This is a genomic window from Psychrobacter sp. P11G5 (assembly GCF_001593305.1).
GTDB lineage: Bacteria > Pseudomonadota > Gammaproteobacteria > Pseudomonadales > Moraxellaceae > Psychrobacter.
The window spans coordinates 758,613-780,986 of record NZ_CP012533.1; the positions used below are offsets into that span (position 1 = coordinate 758,613).

The window sequence follows — 22,374 nt, forward strand, 5'->3', positions numbered from 1 at the left end:
GCTAGGATATATTATGAATAAGAATCTAGATCATACCGACCCCGCTAAGAATATGAATACTGAACGTGGTACCGGGGGTGAGACTCATCAGCGCGCAGGTGATGACACTAAAGTTTTAACGACCCAGCAGGGCGTCGCTATTTCTGATAACCAAAATTCTCTAAAAGCAGGCGCTCGCGGGCCGACTCTATTAGAAGATTTTGTACTGCGTGAAAAGATTCATCATTTTGACCATGAGCGTATTCCTGAGCGTATTGTCCATGCGCGCGGTAGTGCAGCGCACGGTTATTTTGAACTAACAGAGTCATTAGAAGAATATACTACGGCGAAAATTTTAACTGAAACTGGTAAACAGACGCCATTGTTTACGCGCTTTTCTACGGTTGCTGGTAATAAGGGTTCAAAAGATACACCACGTGATGTACGTGGTTTTGCAGTGAAGATCTATACCGAAGAAGGTAACTGGGATATCGTTGGTAACAACATGCCAATCTTCTTTATTCAAGATGCGATGAAATTCCCAGACCTAATCCATGCGGTAAAACCAGAGCCTGATCGCGGTTTCCCGCAAGCGGCATCTGCCCATGATACGTTTTGGGACTTTGTGTCGTTAAGTCCTGAGACTATGCATAATCTAATTTGGCTGATGAGTGATCGTGCTTTACCGCGTAGCTTACGCATGATGGAAGGCTTTGGTATTCATAGCTATCGTTTGATTAACAAAGATGGTAAGAGTACCTTTGTGCGTTTTCATTGGAAGCCAGTACTTGGTGTACAGTCGACCACGTGGGATGAAGCAGTGAAAATTTCAGGTGCTGATCCTGATTATCATCGTCGTGATCTGTTTGAATCAATTAATAACAGCGACTATCCTGAGTGGGAGTTTGGTGTACAGCTATTTACCGAAGAAGAAGCCAATGAATTCCCATTTGACCATTTAGATGCTACCAAGCTGATTCCAGAAGAAATGGTGCCAGTTAAGGTAGTGGGTAAAATGGTACTTAATCGTTATCCGGATAATTTCTTTGCGGAAACGGAGCAAGTCGCATTCTGTCCATCACACTTGCCACCTGGTATCGATTTTAGTAATGACCCATTATTACAAGGTCGTCTATTTAGTTATTTAGATACCCAGCTCTCACGGTTAGGCTCACCAAACTTTGCACAAATTCCTATCAATGCGCCAAAATGTCCGTTTGCTAATAATCAACAAGACGGTCATATGCAAATGCAAGTACCTAAAACTCGCGTCCTTTATGAACCTCAGAGTTTAGATCCAACCAGACCGCGTGAAAGCGTTAAGCGTGGTTTTGAATCATTCCATGAGCAGTTGGATGATGGGGTGAAAGGTCGTGTACGTGCAGAGAGCTTCGCGGATCATTATAGTCAACCGCGTATGTTCTATCGCAGTCAAACGCCAGCTGAGCAAGCACATATTGCTTCTGCTTACGCGTTTGAGCTTGGTAAGGTAGATACGGCGCATGTACGTACTCGTACGCTTAGTCATCTCATTCATATCGATGAAGACTTGGCAAATCGTGTGGCAAAAGCGCTTGGTATGGAATTGCCAGAACCAGCCGACGCAGCAGCACCAGTACAAGATATGGCGACTTCCGACGCAGTACAAACGATTGGTCTTACTCCTAAGAGTTTAAAAGGACGTTTGATCGGTATCTTGGTCGCTGATGGCTCCAAACATAGTGAAATCCAAAAGTTTGAAGATGCGGCAAAAGAGCAGGGCGCTAGCGTAAAAATCGTTGCGCCCAACAAAGAAGTTGTGTTGGATGACGATACACGCATCCAAGCTGACGAGCGTCTCGCTGGCGGTCCTTCAGTGATGTTTGATGCAGTGGTTAGTATCATTATGCCTGATCAAGCTAAAAAGCTTGCCAAAGACAGCTCAGCATTAGATTGGTTCAACGATGCTTATGGGCATTGCAAAGCGATTGCTTATTGTGGTGCGACCGATGAATTTATCTTAAGTAAGCTACCTATCGAAAAAGATAGCTTTGTCACGCCATTGGCTGAGTTAGATACCTTTATCGAAAATGCCAAATCACGTCTGTGGGAACGTGAGCCCAAGGTTCGTGATCTTGCCTAGTTAAATCAGTAAAGGCTAGCTTAGCAAAGATCAATTTTGTTTAAACAACGCTAACTGCAATTTCAATTATTAAATGCTTTATCTTAAACTCAGCCTATGTGCTGAGTTTTTGCTTTTCTGATGACAAATTTATAAGTTTTTTGTTCAAGCGTTATTCAATATTAACTATTTATAGTCACAAGCGTTCACTCAAAGTCATTTATTTAAAAATGACGAACGCTATACTAAAGATTATTGCTTACACTGAAAGGAAGCCTCATAACAAGAATGACTAATGAGGCAGGGAATATAAATGAGTTTATGTGAAATTGTACGCTTAGATGGATATATTCAAAGTACGTATCTTGCGATATATCCATCTAAAATTATGCTATTAGATGGTGGCTGCCGCCCTGATATAGCGATGGTGTTAGACTATATTAGAGCGACTTTGCAGCGCCCGATAACGGATTTGAAAGTAGTGATAGTCACTCACATGCATCCAGATCATGCCGGCGGGGCACACAAATTCAGAGAAGCGACAGGCTGTGTTATTGTATCTGCGGATAAGAATAGCCAGTGGTATAGCGGTATCGGTGGGCGAACCATGCATTTTGTAGATATGGGTCTGGCTAATTATGTGGCGAGACGTCAAGGGCGCTCACCTAAAAACTTGTATTATCCAGCGCACCTTAAGCCTGATATTGTCGTTAAAGATGGAGATTGTGTGCCGGGGTTTGATGAATGGCAAGTCCTAGAGACGCCAGGCCATACAGATCGTGATTTATCTTTGTTCCATGTGCCAAGTAGGCAGGTATATACAGCTGATTTGATTATTAAGCTACGTCATAAATTCGTTGCACCTTTTCCCATTTATGATCCTAAAGTTTATATCCAGTCATTACAAAGAATAAAAGATTTAAAGCCATCAATAGTCATGATGGCGCATGGACGTGAGTTAGCTATAGATGAAGCGACTTTTGATATGTTAATAAAGCAAGCGCCTAAGCACCCACGTACGATTAAAGATACTATCAAGCATAAACTGCTGTGGCGAAAAGATGCTGACTTCAGTATTTTTAAAGGTAACCGTAAGAAATAAAGAAAAGCTTCAGACGAAAAAAAGCCCAGTCACTATATCGTATAGTGACTGGGCTTTTAGGAATATGGTGGGCCGTCCGCGATTCGAACGCGGGACCAATTGATTAAAAGTCAACTGCTCTACCAACTGAGCTAACGGCCCTGAGAAGCGTATAAAAAAAGCACTGCTTTTTTAGCTTCGCAAGAGAAAATCCTTTAAATAGGATTATCTAATACTTATGCATATAATCAATATATCTGATTGTATGCAAGAATAATTTCCTTAAAGGGAAATTATATAAAACTTGAAACCTAAATAAGGTCTTTCAAACTAATTTATTAAACAACTACCGGATAGGGCAGAACGCTTAATAAGGATTAAACTAAAAATGGTGGGCCGTCCGCGATTCGAACGCGGGACCAATTGATTAAAAGTCAACTGCTCTACCAACTGAGCTAACGGCCCTGAGAAGCGTATAAAAAGAGCACTGCTTTTTTAGCTTCGCAAGAGAAAATCCTTTAAATAGGATTTTCTAATACTTATGCATATAATCAATGTATCTGATTGTATGCAAGAATAATTTCCTTAAAAGGAGATTATTTCAAACTTAATTTCTTTATATATCGACTTATCAATATCAACAGAGACATCAAGTTTGTTCTCTCGTTTAAAGAATTTGTATCCCTAAACGTGAGAGCACATTATATATATTATTATGACAATTACAACCCCGCATTTTAAAAAAAGTGCAAATCTCACATAAAAATTTAGATTTCTTTCTTTTTTTACTGTTTTATCTATTCTTAACCCTTTATATCTTATATGTTGCTTCATAAATCATTAGCTAATCTCTAGAAAGTGCTTCAACGGGATCAAGTTTGGCGGCATTTCGTGCTGGCAAAAATCCGAAAACAACCCCAATCAGCGTTGAGCAAACAAAAGCAGCAATAATAGAAGTTGGCGAGTAAATAACTTTGAAGCTATCGCCGCCAACACGGTTGATTAATTCACCAATGGCGAATGCCAACCCAATACCCAGTAGACCACCTAAAATACAGACCAACACAGCCTCAATCAAAAACTGTTGCATAATGTCATTTTGACGCGCACCAACTGCCATACGCACCCCAATCTCGTTGGTACGCTCGGTAACTGATACCAACATAATATTCATCACGCCAATACCGCCAACTATCAGTGAGATAACGGCAACTGATGAGATTAGTAGCGTCAAAGCGCCTGTTGTTGACTCGATAGTTTGACGTATAGAGTCTGAGTTGCGAATTTGGAAATCCTCTTCACCATGACGGCTCTCTATTAAGTCAGAGATTGCAGACTCAGCCACACTGGAGGAGACATCATCACTTACCAAGGCCACAAATCGATCGATATTGGTACTGCCTCTAATACGTGACATTACGGTGGTATAAGGCATGTATATGGTAGGCGTAGTAAGATCTGCGCCAAAACCGCCATCATTTTCTTCAAGCACACCAATGATTCGCCCTGGAACGCTGCCAATTAATATTACCTCGCCAATAGGATTGTCATTATCTGCAAAAAAGGTTTGCTTGGCATTGTCATCTATAATGATATCTTGGCTACGCAAGTTAATACTTTGCTCGTCGAAACCTTGGCCGAGTGCTAAGGTCTCACCAGTGACTTGTAGGTAGTCTTTACCGACACCATTGACGGTAGATTCCTCTTGTATGTTGCGATAGCGAACACTGGAGTTGGCATTAACCTGCGGACTAACACTGGTAATATAGGGCTGATTACCAACCGCTTGTGCATCCTCTGGGGTCAGGTTGTCATCATTGTAACGACGTCTTGGATCGCCCCTAGGGTAACCATCACTAACGGTAATGGTGTTAGTACCCAGTGAGCTGATATTGGCAAGAATCTGCTGCTGGGAGCCTTGACCAAGACCTACAATAGAGACGACAGCAGCAATACCGATAATAATACCCAGCATGGTTAGCAAGGTGCGCATCTTATGGGCTCGCATAGCAAGCAAAGACATCTTAAATGCTTCGAACAGACGATCAATAAAACTAGCAAACGCGCTTTTGCGGTGATTGTCTAAAATGGGTTCGGGTTTAGCATCAGTTTGTTGATAATTGTCATTTTTATAATCAGCAATGACATAGCCGTCTTTGAGCTCAATTACTCGTTCAGCTTGTGCAGCAAGGTTTGGGTCATGAGTAACCATGATGATGGTATGACCTTTTGCATTTAGGTCGTGTAATATTGCCATCACATCTTCGCCAGACTTACTATCAAGCGCACCAGTTGGCTCATCGGCTAAGATGACATCACCACCATTCATCAAGGCCCTAGCGACAGAGACACGTTGTTGTTGTCCGCCTGAAAGCTGATTGGGGCGATTACCGACTTTATCCCCAAGCCCTAAGTCGGTAAGTAACTTTTCGGCACGGTTAATCCGAGCTTCCGTATCCATGCCAGCATATACGGCAGGGACAGCAACATTGTCTCTTGCACTGATATCACCAAGCAAATGATAGCGCTGAAAGATAAAGCCAAAGTGCTCACGGCGTAGCTTGGCAAGCTCATCAGCGTCTAACTTACGTGCTGACTTACCATAGATTTTATATTCACCAGCTGTTGCTTGATCGAGGCAGCCTAAGATATTCATCAAGGTGGACTTGCCAGAGCCGGATTGCCCGATGATAGCGACCATTTCGCCTTGATTAATAGTTAAATTAATATCGTGCAAGACGCGAATGGTTTGCTCACCTGCAGGAAACTCTCGAATAATACCAGACAGTTGCATGATAGGCTTGTCAGCTGCCGATTGAGTATGATTCTGTGAGTCAGGTTTTCTAGTGGCGTTAGCACTGTTGGCAGACGCTTGTTGCTCTAAGCCTTGGCTGGCTTCACTGTTAGACGATGGTTTAGAAGATTGAGATATAGTCATAGCAATGTCTTTAATCAAGGATGATGAACGTCGCTGCAGTAGGGCTATCGTGCTTAAGCCCCATTGCAACCAACATATACAAAGAGCAAGTTACATTCCTGGTGGGCCGCCACGCATACGACCGCTACCAGAACCTTTGGCACTACCTTCACTGATAATGACTTGTTCACCTTCTTTTAGACCACTTAGAACTTGTGCATTTACTCGGTTATCAATCCCTACAGTTACTGCGCGTTCTTCTACTGTTTCATCGTCATTTAATACACGTATGAATTTACTGGTTTTAGCTTTTTTATCGGCTTTATTTTTAGATGGTTTTTCTTGCACTGCAGCTGATGGTACGAGCAACGCGTCTTTGGCTTGGTCGATAACAATATAAATTTGCGCAGTCATATCAATGCGAAACAATCTGTCAAGGTTTGGCACTTCCACATAGCCCACATAGTAGATAGCAGAGTCCGTTGAACTGGTCTCACTAATTTTCTCAGGTGCTGGTTCAATAGCAGTCAACACTGCATCATATTGCTGGTCGGGATTACCAATGATATTGAAATAGGCGGGCATACCAGCTTCGACATTGATAACATCGGCCTCAGAGATTTGTGCATTGATACGAACCGTTGATAAATCCGCTAAAGTGACCAGTGTCGGTGCGGTTTGATTGGCATTAACGGTCGTCCCTTGCTCGGTAGTAATAGAAACGACGGTACCTGATATAGGTGCGCGGATGGTGGTATAACTGAGATCTTCCTCTGCCGTACTCACATTAGTTTGCGCTTTACGTAATGCTGCCTGTTGGCCATTAATATTAGCCTGCGTAGTGGCAATAGCAGCCTTAGCAGTATCTATAGCAGCGCGCGCATTAGCAACCGCGGCTTTTGCTGTTTCAACGCTAGTCGCTTGAGTGTCATACTCTTGCTGCGAAATCGCATCGATAGCGACTAAGTCTTGCAAACGTGCGAAGTCTGACTTTGCTTGCTTAAGCTCAGACTGGCGGCTGGCAAGATCAGCATAGGCACTTTTTAGACCAGCTTGACGGCTTAATGCTTCTGCGCGTGCACTTTGTAATGCGGCCTCACTTTGCTCAAGGCTAGCTTGCTCATTGCTTAAGTTATTATTTTGAGTTACTTGATCGATTTGAGCAATAAGATCGCCTTCTTGTACTTCATCACCAACCTCAACGTAGAGACGTTTTACTTCACCAGATACCTGTGCACCGACATCAACGGTATTGAGGGCTTTGACTTTCCCTGAGGCCATGACATTGTTTTCGATATCACCAATCTCAGCAGTCGCTGTCAGATAGTTGGGTTTTTCTTCTTCTGGTTTTAGAGTAGTGTAAGCTAACGCCGCCAATGCTACGACAATCAGGACAATGACACCCCATTTAATAGCAGACTTTTTGCTCATTTTACGCATAACAACAATCCAATCACAGTGAACTCAAGTGTATGTATAGTAGAGACTTCATAGGTAAAAGGGAATGGCAATTAGTTTAAGAAAGGTTAAGGGAGTTTTGAAAAAACAAGAGTGTGGAAGGTAAGTTTAGCCTGAGTATAGATTATCTAGAGTGGGCTATATAAGGATCAGTCGAAAATAAGAAGGCTAATGGTAGTGATTGTTGATTTAATTGGTTTTACAATAATGATTATAGAGAGCGGGTAAAACATATTTCTAATACTTATTGCATAGCGAACAACCTTCGCCCTGATAGCTCTAACGCTGCTTGCAACAGTAATTCCCAAGCTGGCTGACGAACCAGTCCTTTGATCGCTTGGTCACAGCGATAAAGCAGGGCAGGCCATTCGGCAGTATAGGCTTTTGACTGACGGCGGCAAGCTTGTTGATATAAGCCTTGTTTGCTGCGCCATATGCCAAGAGCTTGTGGGTCTTGCCCATCCATCAATTGCATAATCTGACGCATGTCCTTGCTAATCGCCCAGAGCACTAAGGTCGTTGGCTCATCAGTGGCTTTAAGCTGAAAGATGATTTTTGCCACTTGTGGACTATTACCAGCAAGCATTGCATCCGATAAATCAAACACGCTAAATTGGGCATCACTGACTAAGGCGGCTTGTAAATCTTTTATATCCAAGGCGACATTGGTAGCAGGCTTTGCAGAATTTGTAGCAAGCTTTGCAGAATTTGTAGCAAGCTTTGCAGATGTACCATGCTCTTGACTGGCATCATCACCATTCGCCATTAGTTGTGGCGCAAACAGATAAGAGAGTCGCCACAGTGTTTGATAGGCACTTAACAGATGGTGCTCAGTATGTGACATAAGCAGTTGCCAAGCCTCTTGAGACAGCTTTAAGCCAAACTGTTGAGCTTGTATTTGCAATAGCTGTTGACGTTGTTGTTCGTTGTATAAGTTGCAATCAATAACGTGACCATATTGAGCAAACGGTGTAAACCATTTACTGCTTTGGGCACGCTTGTCTTGTTTGGATGTTAACCATAATAAACTATGACTATGTGCACCTGTTTGCGCGTCCTGAGCGAAGCGTTCTAGCTCAGCGATAACTCCCTTATCTGGCTTATGGTTGCCAGTCACGATGAGCGCACTTGCATCGTCAAATAAAGACTGGCTACCCAGCTCCGACAATACTTCTTGCCAGCTTTTCACCGATATCAGCTCGATACGCTTGATGGCATAGTTTTGCGCGCGCCAATGTGGGCGCATGGCATCGATAAGCCATTGACTCAGTAACGGCTCATCACCATGTGCCAGCCACAAGCCTGCCACTGCAACTGAAGGTTGTAGTAATTTTGGGTAAGCCTGTATAAAGGTATCTTGCATAACTATTGAGCTATAACCTTTTAGAATTAAAATAACACCAAAAGATGCTAATAATAAGCGTTAAGAGCTTGGCACAATTACAGCGGTCTTCTCTGGACTTTTAAGCGTTTGAGAAGACTTATTGGCACTAGCAGGCGCAACTTTAGGCAGAGAAATAGCGACGTATTGATCAGTAATACGGCGCGCTAAAGTATCATAAAGCCAGTCACGAATCTGATTGCCTTGCTGATCATCGGTACTGACAGATGCCTCATTATATTGATAGCTGCGCTCAACTTGAATAGGATTGCTTAGCGTCACAGGTTTGCCATTCTCTATGGTTTGGTAGCTAACATCTGCTGATAATACTAAACGAATCTCTGTTAATACACCGACTAATTCATAACGTTTAAAGCGTATGTTATTTACCGTAATAGCAGCAATGGGGTCAGCGCCCACATTGTTGCTGTTGTTAGCGATGTCAGACAAGGTCATGTTATCGATTACGTCGAGACCTAGAGCTTCTAAGCGTCGTGTTAATGGCAACTTGAGTGGAAATGCAGTGCGATTGTCTTCAATAATTACCGCTGTTTTGGCAATATCAAAAAGCATTGGTGTATCATAACCACGTAGCTGAAACCCGCAACCACTAAGACCTGCTGTCGCACTAAGCACCGTAAGCATTGGCAAAGTAGCGAGTAGTACTTTCGCTAGTTTTTGTCTGCTTGATTTCTTTTGATGTGACTGCACAGCTTGATGCTTATCTAACATAATCGCTATCCTTATTTTGATAAAAAGGCTTAAGGCACTAAGTGTTAAAAGGTTTAGCCTGCAACCACAATATTAACCAGTTTATTAGGCACGACGATCTCTTTTTTAATCTCACCGGTAAGGAATTTTGCCACACTTTCCATTGTCCGTGCTTGTACTTTTAGCTGCTCTGGATCGCTGTTAGGGGCTACATCCATCTTACCGCGCATTTTACCATTGACCTGCACCACCATCGTGATCATATCCTGCACAAGGGCACTTTCGTCAACCACTGGATAGTTTAGTGTTACTGTATCAAGCCCTAGCTGCTCAAGTAAGTGCTCACCGACGTGCGGTGCATATACTGATAACATGATAAGCAAATCAATCAGTGCTTCATGCTGTACTTGCAGATCTTGCTCACTATTGGCACTGAAGCTAGCAAGTTCGTTGGCAAGCTCCATAAGGCTTGATACTGGTGTATTTAATGCTAAACGATCACCCAAGTCACTATCAATCTTGGCTATCGTTGCATGAGTCTTACGGCGCAAACCTTTGGCAGCTTTACTTAAGTCGTTAGTGTTCAGGGCTTCTTTGTTTAGCGTATCAAGGTCTAAGTTCGCTGCAGTGAGTGCTTGCATGTGCTCGGTCGCAATACGCCACACTTTTTTAACGAAATTATAAGGACCTTTTAGCGCATCATCTGACCATTCTAGTGTTTGATCAGCAGGAGCGGTAAATAGCGTGTATAGACGAACCGTATCAGCACCGTATTTATCAATGGTTATCTGCGGGTCAACACCGTTATTTTTTGACTTAGACATTTTTTCAATTTTGCCAATTGTTACAGGCTGTCCATCTGATTTTAGGATAGCTTTAATCGGTTGTCCGCGCTCGTTATAATCAATGTCAATGTCTTCAGTGAAGTAATAAGTTGTACTACCATCCGCATTAACGCGATAGAAAGTGCCAGCAAGTACCATACCTTGAGTCATAAGGTTAGCAAATGGCTCATCGCCTGATACCAGTGACTCATCGCGCATTAGCTTGTGGAAGAAGCGTGCATAAAGCAGATGCATAACGGCGTGCTCTACACCGCCAACGTATTGATCGACAGGCAACCATTTGTTAGCAGCAGACTTATTGACCATGTTTTGCGAGTCGTTCGGGCTAGCAAAGCGCGCATAGTACCAGCTTGATTCAACGAAAGTATCAAAGGTATCGGTTTCACGCTCAGCAGGATTGCCACACTTAGGGCAAGTAGTATTAACAAATTCTGGAATGTTTTTAAGGGGATTACCACGTCCATCAGGTACGACATCAGTCGGTAAGACGACTGGTAAATCTTGCTCTTCAACAGGTACCGTGCCGCAATGCTCGCAGTTGACCATTGGAATAGGGCAGCCCCAATAGCGCTGGCGAGATACACCCCAATCACGCAGGCGATACTGAATCTTTTTATTAGCGAGACCTTGCGGTTCAAGCTTAGTTAGCATTGCTTCAAACGCTTGCTCAAAATCCATACCGTCAAATTCATCTGAATTGACTAGGGTATTGCGCTCAGTATAAGCAAGGTTTGGCTCAGAACCATCTGTTTTGGCTTCGGCGATAACGGACTCAGCATAACCATCAGGGGACTTGATAACTTGCTTGATAGGTAAGTTGTATTTAATAGCAAACTCGTAGTCGCGCTCATCATGCGCTGGCACTGCCATGACCGCACCTGAGCCATAGCTCATTAATACGTAGTTAGCAACCCAAACAGATACTTTTTCGCCTGTTAATGGATGGGTAACGGTTAGCCCAGTATCCATACCGATTTTTTCAGCTTTAGCTAGATCGGCTTCAGCAACTGAGCCTTTTTTACAAAGTGCACAAAATTCAGCAATCGCTTCACTATGTTCAGCAGCGTATTGCGCTAGCGGATGTTCAGCGGCGACCGCTACATAAGTGACGCCCATTAAGGTATCAGGGCGAGTAGTGAACACGTCTAAAGTGTTGTCTTCACCAGCAAGTTCATAAGGAAAATGCACTTCCATACCTGCACTACGACCAATCCAATTGCGCTGCATGGTTAGTACTTCAGATGGCCAATGACCCTCTAACTGATCTAAATCATCAAGCAACTCATCGGCATAATCGGTGATGTTAAAGTAATACATTGGGATGTCGCGTTTTTCGACCGCAGCGCCACTACGCCAACCTTTACCATCGATAACTTGCTCATTGGCTAAGACGGTATTATCAATCGGATCCCAGTTGACGGTAGCAAGCTTCTTATAAACCAAACCTTTTTTGTATAACTGTAAAAATAACCACTGCTCCCATTGATAATACTCAGGGCTACAGGTAGCAAATTCACGTGACCAATCAATGGATAAACCAAGCAGTTTAAGCTGCGCGCGCATGTTATCGATATTGGCAAACGTCCATTCGGCAGGTGGTGTTTGGTTAGCAATCGCTGCGTTTTCAGCTGGCAAGCCAAAACCATCCCAGCCCATTGGCTGCATGACTTCATAGCCTTTTAGGCGATAATAGCGGCTTAATACATCAGAGATCGTATAGTTACGCACGTGACCCATATGTAGCTTACCACTTGGGTAAGGGAACATAGACAGCATATAACGACTTGGCTTATCACTTGGCTCATTACTTACTTCAAAGCGCTTGTCGCTCGCCCACTTGGCCTGCTGCGCTGCTTCAATCAGCTGCGGCTGATATTGGGTGCTGTCAGTAGCAATATTATTAACGTTATTAGCGTTGGCATTAGCATTGTTAGTATTAGATTGGTCTGCTGTCACGGCGTTGCTCATAGTCGGCTCGGAATTGGTTAATACAGATAAAAATAGGTGAAATTTTACAATGCCATAGCATAGCGTAATTTGGTGAAAATTGCGATGATATGATGGTTTGCTTGCGTGATATGTTTGGCGTTTAAAAACTGATTATAGCTAAGGTTGCGGTCTACAACTAGCCAGTCTTGGGTATAATAAAGAGAATAACGATAATTAACTTGGAGTTCCAATGACCATCACTATTTACGGTATCAAATCTTGTAGCACGATGAAAAAAGCATTTACTAAGCTTGATGAGCTGAATGTAAGCTATGATTTTCACGATTATAAAAAGCAAGGTGCTGATAAAAAAGGTATTGATAAACAAAGCGTCCAGCGTTGGGTAGATGCGCTTGGTATTGATAAAGTATTGAATAAGCGCGGGACGACATGGCGCAAATTAGATGATGAGCAAAAGCAAGCAGCTGATGCCAATGTAGACAAGGCTATTGAATTGCTAGTAGAAAATACCAGCATGATTAAACGTCCAATCTTAGAAGGTAAGCTGGCAGATAAAAATAAAGGTCGACCGATATTGCTTTGCGGCTTTGATGAAGAAACGTTTGACATGACTTTTTCATAAAAAGGCTATTCTAAAGGTGATGATCGCATTAATGTTGCTTATGTCTCAGGGCCAAATGGTCGTTTAGATGGTGACCGTTATGACAATGAGACCTCATACTTTACTGAGCGTAAAGGTAATCACCGCATGAAAGTGTATGGTAATAGCAGTCATAGCTCCGTAGAGTTTTGCGCTTATTAAGAAATTAGCATTTTTAGGTAAAAAGAGGTAGCAAAACCTGAGCTTAGAATAATCTAAGTTCAGGTTTTATAACACCCAAGATAAACCAGATTAGGCTAGCTACCCAAATAATTAGCACGTACATCCGAATCTGTTCAGCATTCCAGTCAAGTGCAAACCATTCAATAAGAAAAAACGATTTCCAACCTTCTATCCATTTTGCGCCGCCGTAACCAATTATCCACCAGCAATATAGACTCTCTAAAATAAAAAGCAGACACCATAGCCACAATGCCATTACTTGCTCCTAGTCTCAGCTCATCGATGAACCCAAATCACGACTAATTAACGTGCCGACACCTTCGTTGGTGAAAATCTCTAATAGCGTGGCATGCGGGACGCGACCATCAACGATAACTGCACTTTTCACGCCGCTACGTACTGCATCAAGCGCACATTGAATCTTAGGAATCATACCGCCTGAAATCGTACCATCTTCAATTAAGCTATCGACTTTCTGTGGCGTTAAGCCAGTGACTACTTCACCGTCACGACCTAGTACCCCTTTAATATTGGTCAGCAGCATCAGTTTTTCCGCTTGTAAAAACTCTGCAACCTTACCCGCAACCAAATCTGCATTGATGTTATAAGTATTACCTTCTTCATCGACCCCAAGCGGTGCAATGACGGGGATGAAGTTAGAAGCAATAAGCATATTAATCACATCTTTATTGACGCTGACCACATCGCCGACATAGCCTAAGTCTACAGGTACCGCAATACCGTCTTCACCGATTTTTTCTACTAGTAGTTTTTTGGCTTGAATAAGATTGGCATCTTTACCAGTCAGTCCAATAGCGCTGCCACCATGCTTATTAATAAGGCTAACGATAGATTTGTTAACACTGCCACCAAGTACCATTTCAACGATATCCATGGTGCGCTTATCTGTCACGCGCATACCGTCAATACGATCAGACTGGCGACCAAGCTCTTTTAACAAATTATCGACTTGTGGACCGCCGCCATGGACGACTACTGGATGTAGGCCGACAGTCTTTAGAAGTACGATATCACGTGCAAATGAGCTTTCAAGTGCAGGATCGGTCATCGCGTTACCACCGTATTTGACGACAATCAATTTACCGACGAAGCGTTGAATATAAGGCAGCGCCGTGGTCAACACTTCAGCGGTGTTTTTTGCATCATCTAAATTAAGCGACATCATACTCTCCTAAAATACAATTATAAAACGGTCGTTACCCACGCATTTTTATACTAATTTTTATGCCAGTAATGGCAAAGAATTTATGTTTAAAGCTATTGTTAAATAAATATTGTTTTGAATGATTATTCGTTGCTGTTGCTGCTTTTACTCAGCAGAAATAGCGGCAATTTGCTCAGCTATTTGTGTATCAAAGGCCTCACACAATGTCACAAAGCGCGCTTGCACGTCTTTCATGTCGACCAAGTTGTCTCCTGCGAAACGTACTGTAAGGCTATGACTGGTATTTGATTGACGCAGTACACCAAAGCCATGAGAAAAGTCTAAACGTACACCATCGATGAAAGATAACAGCGTGCCTTTTGGTAAGAGCTGTTTAGCCTGTGTAGATGTTATCTGCTGTACATTATCGAAGCAACGACATGATGGCAAGGTCACTAAACCCTTTGTTTTTATACTGTCTGCTTGGAAGGTCGCTGCATCCATAACAGAAGACTCAACGTTAGTTTCTTCAACCAAGTGCTGTAGATAATGACAAAACGTAGTCAGATGCTTTACGATTGAACAATGATTAGAAGCATCATCCGACAGTGGTAAATAGTTGTCAGCAGTACTCACAAGTTTTGGCAAATATTGCGTAATATCAGTCAGCCGATACGGTAGGGTTGCTCTTCTAGGCGCGCCCCATTCATCATAATTTGGAGGCAGATTGCGGGTAGAGGTCTTAGTATCGATACCTCGCAGTGCGGTAATGTCAGATTTGACAACGGTCGATGCTAGCCAGTGTAGCAAGCGCAGTCCAGCATACATAGCATCATCATAAACAATAAAATAGTCGTCGTTAAAGATAAAGTGCCCTGATAATTCACCGGCAAATATAGCTTGGCTATTATGAGACTGGAGCTGTTGGCGCAGTAAGCTACTACCCGTTTTACTCATCACTGGTATCGCATCGAGCTGATCAAGTAAGCGTGGCAAATGATGAGAGCACTTTACATCAAACAGAACCTGCGGGGCGTTTGGTTTTTTGTTGAGCGTAGGACGTTCTATGATTGCCACTCGTGCTAATAAATACAGTAAATGATCAGGGGTGACGACCTTACCGCTATTATCAACGATCATCAATCTATCACCGTCACCATCAAAGGCCAGACCTATATCTGCCTCATTGATGATAACAGTTTGCTGGAGCTCAGCCAGACGGTTTGGTTCAGTAGGGTCAGGATTGCCTGTTGGAAAATTACCGTCAGGAATATCATTAAGCACAATAACTTGCTTACAAAAGCGTTCAAATAAAGGTTGAGCAATCCTACTGGTTGCACCATTTAGGCAATCAAGAACGATCTTTAAGTCCAGTTTGGTTGCAGTACCACGATTATGAGAGGGGGATTGATTAGTTTGTTTTTCGATACGAGCAAATACTTGCTCGATAGCACTTATATAAGTGGAGGCGACAGTATTAGTAGGCAAGCTAATAAGGTTGCTGGCAAGAATATTTGCATTACAGGCACTAGATGTATTTACTTGAAATTTGTTGTCTTGCTGGTTATTTTTGTTATGTTGAAAGCTAGAGTCATTTAAGGAATTATCACTCGTTAGGCTTTGGTGAATTACTTGAATGTCAGCGTCACTAGGGGAGGCATTATTTACCAGCCACTTTATCCCTAGGATGTTCTTTTCAGAATGGCTGGCGGTGACTATAATGCCATGCCCATCATATTGCTGCGCCCAAAATGCCATCATTGGAGTCGTGATAAGCCCCAACTGGATAACCGTTAATCCATGCTGACTTAAACTGCTGGTAAGCATGTGAGCTATGGTATCGCTATCACAGCGCACATCATAACCTATGACCACAGTATTAGTTTGAAAGTTGGCTTGAGGATTCGCTTTATTGATTTGATGATGTTTGCGCGCTGAATGCTTTTCCGCTGCGTGAATGTTTTTTGTATTGCAGTTTTCTAAATGGTTGTTTTTTGAGTGATTGCATTCTAGATCACTACTTTTTGAACGAAAAACTTGCGCTTTATATAGCTGCGCGAAAACCTCACCCAATGCCGCTATAAATTCAGTAGTAAAATACTGGCGCGCCCCGCGAATATCGTAAGCACGAAATAGGGGGAGCTGTGCGGCAAAAGTCGTCATGACTACAAACTCCTTATATCCCTATTAATAGTAAGATGGTGAACCTAGTTAAAAGTACACCGCCGCTGTATATATTTAAACGTTATATAGTCAGTTCAAAATAAAAAAGGTACAAAATTTTGGCATGCTACTGGTATAAATTTTCCTTGCGTGCTGTTTACACAGAGGCTGCGCAAAGTTCATCCCAGTAGCACTGTATTCTTTTCAAATTTAATCGACTATATCTATTTTAATTTAAACGTTTTATTTTAAGTACTGTAAGTTTAATGACGACCCGAATGCCCAAAGCCACCTGCGCCGCGAAGACTTTCATCACTAAAATCTGACACCACTTCGAATTCTGGGCGGGCAACTGGTACTACAATATATTGTGCCATACGCTCAGCAGGATTAAGTACGAAGTCTTCAGTGCTACGATTCCAAACACTGACCATCAGCTCACCTTGATAGTCTGCATCGATAAGACCCACCAAGTTGCCCAATACAATGCCATGCTTATGACCGAGTCCTGAACGCGGCAAAATCATTCCGGCATAATTAGGGTCTTGAATATAGACCGCTAAGCCAGTACCTACCAAATGCGTCGCATCGGCTTTGATGGTCAAAGGCTCATCAAGGCAAGCGCGTAAATCGATACCTGCTGATCCATCTGTTGCACGCGTTGGCATTGGAAAGTCAGGATGCGTACCAATTTTTGGATTTATGATTTTGACTTGTACAGCTTGCATAACACACTCACTTAAGTTTTTTGTAATTTTCATCATACTATTGTATTTGTAAGGCTAATATTAATAGCCATTTATAAACAGATAGCGATTATAGAGAACAACTACTCTCTGTCACGTTGTAATTTTGGACTGAAATTTTTGCTCGCACCTTGCAAAGAGTAACAACTACAGCAGCAACACACTTGCCAGCCCTAAAAATGACATAAAGCCGACAATATCAGTCACTGTCGTCAGAATAACTGAGGCTGATAGCGCAGGATCGATATTCATGCGCTTAAGCATCAGCGGAATACTAATGCCGGATACATTGGCAGCAGTCATATTAATGGCGATAGCAAAGCCAATCACTGCACTAATCTTAACATCATGAAACCACATTTGTGCAATAATCGCCATGATAATTGCCCAAATAAGTCCATTTATTGCTCCAACCCATAACTCTTTATTAAAAAGCCATAAACGGTTGGAACCACCGATTTGACCCATGGCCATACCGCGAATGACAATGGTTAGCGTCTGCGAGCCAGCTATACCGCCCATACTTGCCACTACTGGCATGAGTATCGCCAGCGCTACTACTTTTGCAAGTACCGCTTCAAACTGTCCAATAACTGCAGCGGCGAGTAGTGCAGTACATAAGTTAATTCCTAGCCAGATGCTACGACTTTTGGCACTGGTCAAGATAGGCGCAAATAGTTCCTCATCTTGACTAACACCAGCAAGGTTTTTCATGGTGCTATCGACATCATCTTGGATAATTTCCATGATATCTTCGCCATTTAACTGCCCAACCAACTCGCCATGGCTATTGATAACAGGTGCAAAGCGAATATCTTCCGAACGAAAAATCGCCGCGGCATCTTGAATATCTAAACGGTCGTTGATGGTAATGGCGTTGTCTGTAAAGCTTGAAACCAGTGATTTTTGATTATGTTTAATCAGATCAACCAGACTTAACAGCCCTAATAACTGCTGACTTTGATCGACCACTAATAACTCTTGGCTTTGATCATCAAGCAGATCCTCGTTTTCTCGTAGCCACTCTTGCACTTGTCCCAAACTAATATCATCTTGAACCTGAATAGTATCAGGATCCATATAGCTGCCAACTTCCCAATCTGCATAGGTATCGAGTTTGTTCACCTGAATGCGAACGTCTTCGTCCAAAGTTGCCATTACTGAGGTACGCACGGTTTCAGTAACCGTCTCTAAAATCTCTGAGATGTCTTGCGCATCAAGATCTTGGGTAAATAATGAGATCTCTTTTGAGGAGATGTTTTCCATCAATGGTTGACGCGTATCAACCTCTAGCTCAGCAAGAACCTCACCTTTGAGATGGTCAGGAACTTGTGCCCAGATAATCTGTCGATCTTGATTGGGGAACGATTCCAGTAGGTTAGCAATTTCATACTCAGACTGCTGCGCTAAGAATTCAGTAATCGCTGCATACGCATTATCAGCCACCAAACCTTGCAAATATAATAGTTTATATTCAGCGTTATATTCTAACGGATTATATTCTGCCTGCGGTTTGGCTGGTTGTTCTGAATTGGGCGTAGGGGCGGGCATAGGCGTTCCAAAAGATCAAAAATAAATGATAAAAGTAATAAAAATGCCAGCCAATGCTTATTAATAAACAAACATTAAACGCTATTGGCAGATCTTTAACTATAAGCATAGTTAATATTAAAAATAAACGTTAAAGCCAGTGTTAGCGATTACCAAGCAATGCACGAATATTAGCCAAGTATTCATCGGCCACTGCTTCTGGATCTTTAGTGGCTTTTTTCTTTTTCGCTTTGGCTGGCCAGTCAATATGATCCTCAGGCAACTCATCTAAGAATCTTGATTCTGAAGTGACACGCATCTGTCCACCGGCGCGGCGCTGGGTAGCCAAAGTCAGTGTCAGCTCGCGACGAGCCCGGGTTATACCCACATACATCAAACGCCGTTCTTCTTCGACTGTTTCACTCATGATAGAGTTGCGATGCGGTAGCATTTCTTCCTCAAGTCCCATGATATACACAAAATCAAATTCCAAGCCTTTTGCCGCATGCAAGGTCATCAAGTTTACTTTGTTAGTATTTTCTTCTTCTTGCTGCTGCTCAAGCATATCGAGCAAAACGAGCTTACGAATGATGGTATCAATTGTCCGATCTTCATCTTCTTCGGCACGATTAATTAAAGACTGAATGCTGGTGTAAAGCATGTCGATATTATCGATACGATTCTTTTCTTGTTGCGGCGTTTTGGCATCACTGCGTACAAAGTCAATATAACCAGTTTCATCGATCATTTGGCGTACGATTGGCACAGGGTCAGGATGTTGATCCAGCTCACGAGTATAATGCTCGATGAATTCACCAAACTCTTTTATCGTCCCATAAGCCTTAGACGGCAAGACATGAGCAAGACCGGCGTGAGTACAAGAGGCTAATAACGATATGCTATGCTCTTGCGAAAACAGACCAAGTTTTTCGAGGGTCGCAGGTCCCATGCCGCGTTTGGGCGTATTGATAATACGCAAAAATGCGCTGTCATCTTCAGGGTTTAGGATAAGACGCAGATAACCCATGATGTCTTTAATTTCACTACGGGCGAAGAACGACTGACCGCCGGATAATTTATAAGGAACTTGCAGCTGACGTAACTGTGCTTCTAACATCCGCGCCTGAAAGTTACTGCGATAAAGAACAGCGTACTGCTCCCACTCATTACCAAAGCGTAATTTATGAGTGACAATCTCTTTTGCCACGCGCTCGGACTCATCATCGTCATTACGGCAGTTGATAATACGGATTTTTTCGCCTTGACCTTTATCTGACCACAGCTTTTTTTCAAATAAATGCTCATTGTTGGTAATGACTGCGTTGGCAGAAGTCAAAATACGCGTGGTCGAACGATAGTTTTGTTCAAGCATAACGATTTTAAGCTTAGGGAAATCTTCTTTGAGCAGCGCCATGTTTTCAGGCTTGGCACCGCGCCATGCATAGATAGATTGGTCATCATCACCAACGACAGTAAAGCGCCCTTGCGGTCCTACCAGATATTTAATCATCTCATACTGTGCAGTATTGGTATCTTGATATTCATCGACCAATAGATAGCGAATACGGTTTTGCCATTTATCACGCAGCTCCCTATTTTCACGTAATATTTTAGTCGGCAGTACAATTAGATCATCAAAATCAACCGCATTATAAGCGCGCAAATTACGCTCATATAATGCATATAGGGTGGCAAAAATCATATCTTCTGGATCGTCTAAGGTTTCCATCGCCTTGTCAGGATCAATTAGATCGTTCTTCCAGTCAGAGATAAATTTGATGGCTTTACCAACCAGCTCGCGACTTTCAGCCCCGCTTAAATTGTCGCGCATCATAAGCTCCATGAGCAGGCGCTTACTGTCATCGCTGTCCATGATAGAGAAGTTGCCCTTTAGAGGCGTATGAATCAGCTCATAACGTAAAAACTGTAAGCCAAATTGGTGAAAGGTCGATACTGTCAGTCCACGCGTCTTTTCACTAGGCAGCAGTTTACTTACCCGAGCTTTCATCTCACGGGCGGCTTTATTGGTAAAGGTCACCGCTGTGATGCGTTCGGCTGGCATGTTGCATTCTTCAATAAGGTATGCAATTTTGCGCGTAATAACCGAAGTCTTACCGGAGCCGGCACCTGCTAGCACAAGCAATGGGCCGGATACGTAGAGCATAGCTTCTTGTTGTTTGGGATTAAGTTGACTCATAACGTGACCTGTAAGACAAAAGCAAAAAAGGGTAGGCGCTGATGTGCCCTAGCAAAAAAACGAGGCAGCGGGCGCAATAACGGCAATAAAATGTAGAGGTTAGCGTTGAGACGCCATGAAAATCAGGTGGGTTATTATAAAGCAAAAGCGTGGCTTTTTGGGAGGAGATGGATAAAGCGTTAAAGCGTATTATCCTTAAAACCTAACTACCTTATAGTTGTAGCGAAGAAGATACTAATCGCAGCAATAAAATCGCGCCAACAGGCATAGAGCTGTAGGCGCGAATAGAAGGTTTTAAAAAATCGAGATAAAATTATGCGTTATTCAACTGACGTGCTGCTTCCAATGCAAAATAAGTCAAGATACCGTCGGCACCGGCTCGGCGGAAACCAATTAGCGACTCTAGAATAACCGCGTCACTGAGCCAGCCGTTTTGAATGGCCGCCATATGCATAGCGTATTCACCAGAGACTTGATAGGCAAACGTCGGTATGCCAAAGGTGTTTTTGACTTCACGAATCAGATCAAGGTAGGGCTGACCCGGTTTAATCATAACCATATCTGCGCCTTCATTGATGTCCATGGCAACTTCGTGCAAAGCTTCCGCGCGGTTACCAAAATCCATCTGATATTGCTTTTTATGGCCACCTTTTAAGTTGCCTGCACTACCGACTGCATCGCGGAATGGCCCATAATAAGCAGAGGCATATTTTGCAGAGTAGGCCATGATAGCCGTATTCACAAAACCTTCTGCTTCAAAGGCGTCACGCATGGCTTTGATGCGACCATCCATCATGTCGCTAGGAGAGATGATATCGGCCCCAGCGCGAGCATGAACTAGCGCTTGTTTGACTAACACTTCGATGGTTGCATCATTGATAACATAACCGCTGTCATCGAGCAAACCGTCTTGACCATGTGAGGTATAAGGGTCCAAAGCCACATCTGTCATGACGACCATTTCTGGTACAGCATCTTTTACCGCAGCTACCGCACGCGCCGCAAGACCATTTGCGTCATAGGCCGCTTTGCCATCTGGCGTTTTTAATGAATTATCAATGACAGGAAAGATATCGATAGTCGTAACACCCTCCGCTAATAATTCTTTCGCATAATTAATGAGCAAATCAATTGATAAGCGTTCGACACCCGGCATACTAGCAATAGCCTCACGTTGATTTTCACCTTCTAGTACGAATACTGGCGCAATAAAATGCTTAGGATGTAGCTCAACTTCACGAATCATTGCCCGTACATTATCGTTGTAGCGTAAGCGGCGCAAACGAGTTTCAGGGTATTGGCGGTTAAAGGTATAAGACATAATCGT

15 protein-coding genes and 2 tRNA genes are annotated in these 22,374 nt (G+C 42.9%); 3 read left to right on the forward strand and 14 right to left on the reverse strand.

Translation table 11 applies throughout. The features are described from left to right. The first annotated feature begins 13 nt into the window (after window positions 1-13). Both AK825_RS03300 and AK825_RS03305 read left to right on the forward strand, forming a co-directional pair. Window positions 14-2,101, forward strand: a complete 2,088-nt coding sequence (locus tag AK825_RS03300; protein WP_068034707.1) for a catalase — start codon at window positions 14-16, stop codon at window positions 2,099-2,101. A gap of 292 nt (window positions 2,102-2,393) precedes the next feature. After that, complete coding sequence (locus tag AK825_RS03305; RefSeq protein WP_068034709.1) at window positions 2,394-3,182, forward strand: MBL fold metallo-hydrolase; 789 nt, start codon at window positions 2,394-2,396, stop codon at window positions 3,180-3,182. Between the two features lie 65 nt (window positions 3,183-3,247). Here the strand turns inward: AK825_RS03305 and AK825_RS03310 are convergent. The 7 genes from AK825_RS03310 to leuS form a co-directional block, all read right to left on the reverse strand. Further along, window positions 3,248-3,323, reverse strand: a tRNA-Lys gene (locus tag AK825_RS03310). Window positions 3,324-3,550: 227 nt separating this feature from the next. Further along, a tRNA-Lys gene (locus tag AK825_RS03315) sits at window positions 3,551-3,626 on the reverse strand. Window positions 3,627-4,005: 379 nt separating this feature from the next. Beyond that, on the reverse strand, window positions 4,006-5,955 hold the full coding sequence (locus AK825_RS03320) for a MacB family efflux pump subunit (protein WP_068038983.1): 1,950 nt from the start codon (window positions 5,953-5,955) through the stop codon (window positions 4,006-4,008). 234 nt (window positions 5,956-6,189) lie between these two features. Next, a complete protein-coding gene (locus AK825_RS03325) occupies window positions 6,190-7,518 on the reverse strand; it encodes an efflux RND transporter periplasmic adaptor subunit (RefSeq protein ID WP_068034711.1) in 1,329 nt (442 codons plus the stop codon). Window positions 7,519-7,780: 262 nt separating this feature from the next. Next, entirely contained in the window at window positions 7,781-8,899 is a 1,119-nt protein-coding gene (locus tag AK825_RS03330; RefSeq protein ID WP_068034713.1) for a DNA polymerase III subunit delta, read from the reverse strand. A gap of 60 nt (window positions 8,900-8,959) precedes the next feature. After that, on the reverse strand, window positions 8,960-9,649 hold the full coding sequence (locus tag AK825_RS03335; protein ID WP_068034715.1) for a hypothetical protein: 690 nt from the start codon (window positions 9,647-9,649) through the stop codon (window positions 8,960-8,962). A gap of 53 nt (window positions 9,650-9,702) precedes the next feature. Further along, entirely contained in the window at window positions 9,703-12,441 is a 2,739-nt protein-coding gene (gene leuS, locus AK825_RS03340) for a leucine--tRNA ligase (RefSeq protein ID WP_082787152.1), read from the reverse strand. 211 nt (window positions 12,442-12,652) lie between these two features. Between leuS and AK825_RS03345 the strand changes: the two genes are divergently transcribed. Next, window positions 12,653-13,045, forward strand: coding sequence for a Spx/MgsR family RNA polymerase-binding regulatory protein (locus tag AK825_RS03345; protein ID WP_068034717.1), 393 nt, complete (start codon window positions 12,653-12,655; stop codon window positions 13,043-13,045). 223 nt (window positions 13,046-13,268) lie between these two features. Here the strand turns inward: AK825_RS03345 and AK825_RS03350 are convergent, their stop codons facing one another. The 7 genes from AK825_RS03350 to hemB form a co-directional block, all read right to left on the reverse strand. Next, complete coding sequence (locus tag AK825_RS03350; RefSeq protein WP_068034718.1) at window positions 13,269-13,502, reverse strand: hypothetical protein; 234 nt, start codon at window positions 13,500-13,502, stop codon at window positions 13,269-13,271. A 15-nt stretch (window positions 13,503-13,517) separates the two neighbouring features. Then, on the reverse strand, window positions 13,518-14,429 hold the full coding sequence (argB, locus tag AK825_RS03355) for an acetylglutamate kinase (RefSeq protein ID WP_068034720.1): 912 nt from the start codon (window positions 14,427-14,429) through the stop codon (window positions 13,518-13,520). A gap of 147 nt (window positions 14,430-14,576) precedes the next feature. Continuing rightward, window positions 14,577-16,574, reverse strand: a complete 1,998-nt coding sequence (locus tag AK825_RS03360) for a phosphomannomutase (RefSeq protein WP_068034722.1) — start codon at window positions 16,572-16,574, stop codon at window positions 14,577-14,579. Window positions 16,575-16,837: 263 nt separating this feature from the next. Further along, window positions 16,838-17,302: a dUTP diphosphatase gene (gene dut / locus AK825_RS03365; protein WP_068034725.1), complete on the reverse strand. Its 465-nt coding sequence runs from the start codon at window positions 17,300-17,302 to the stop codon at window positions 16,838-16,840. A gap of 165 nt (window positions 17,303-17,467) precedes the next feature. After that, window positions 17,468-18,871 (reverse strand): magnesium transporter, encoded by a 1,404-nt coding sequence (gene mgtE / locus AK825_RS03370; RefSeq protein WP_068034727.1) that lies wholly within the window; start codon window positions 18,869-18,871, stop codon window positions 17,468-17,470. Window positions 18,872-19,013: 142 nt separating this feature from the next. After that, on the reverse strand, window positions 19,014-21,047 hold the full coding sequence (locus AK825_RS03375) for a UvrD-helicase domain-containing protein (RefSeq protein ID WP_068034729.1): 2,034 nt from the start codon (window positions 21,045-21,047) through the stop codon (window positions 19,014-19,016). A gap of 313 nt (window positions 21,048-21,360) precedes the next feature. Beyond that, window positions 21,361-22,368, reverse strand: a complete 1,008-nt coding sequence (gene hemB / locus AK825_RS03380) for a porphobilinogen synthase (RefSeq protein ID WP_068034731.1) — start codon at window positions 22,366-22,368, stop codon at window positions 21,361-21,363. Between the last annotated feature and the right edge of the window lie 6 nt (window positions 22,369-22,374).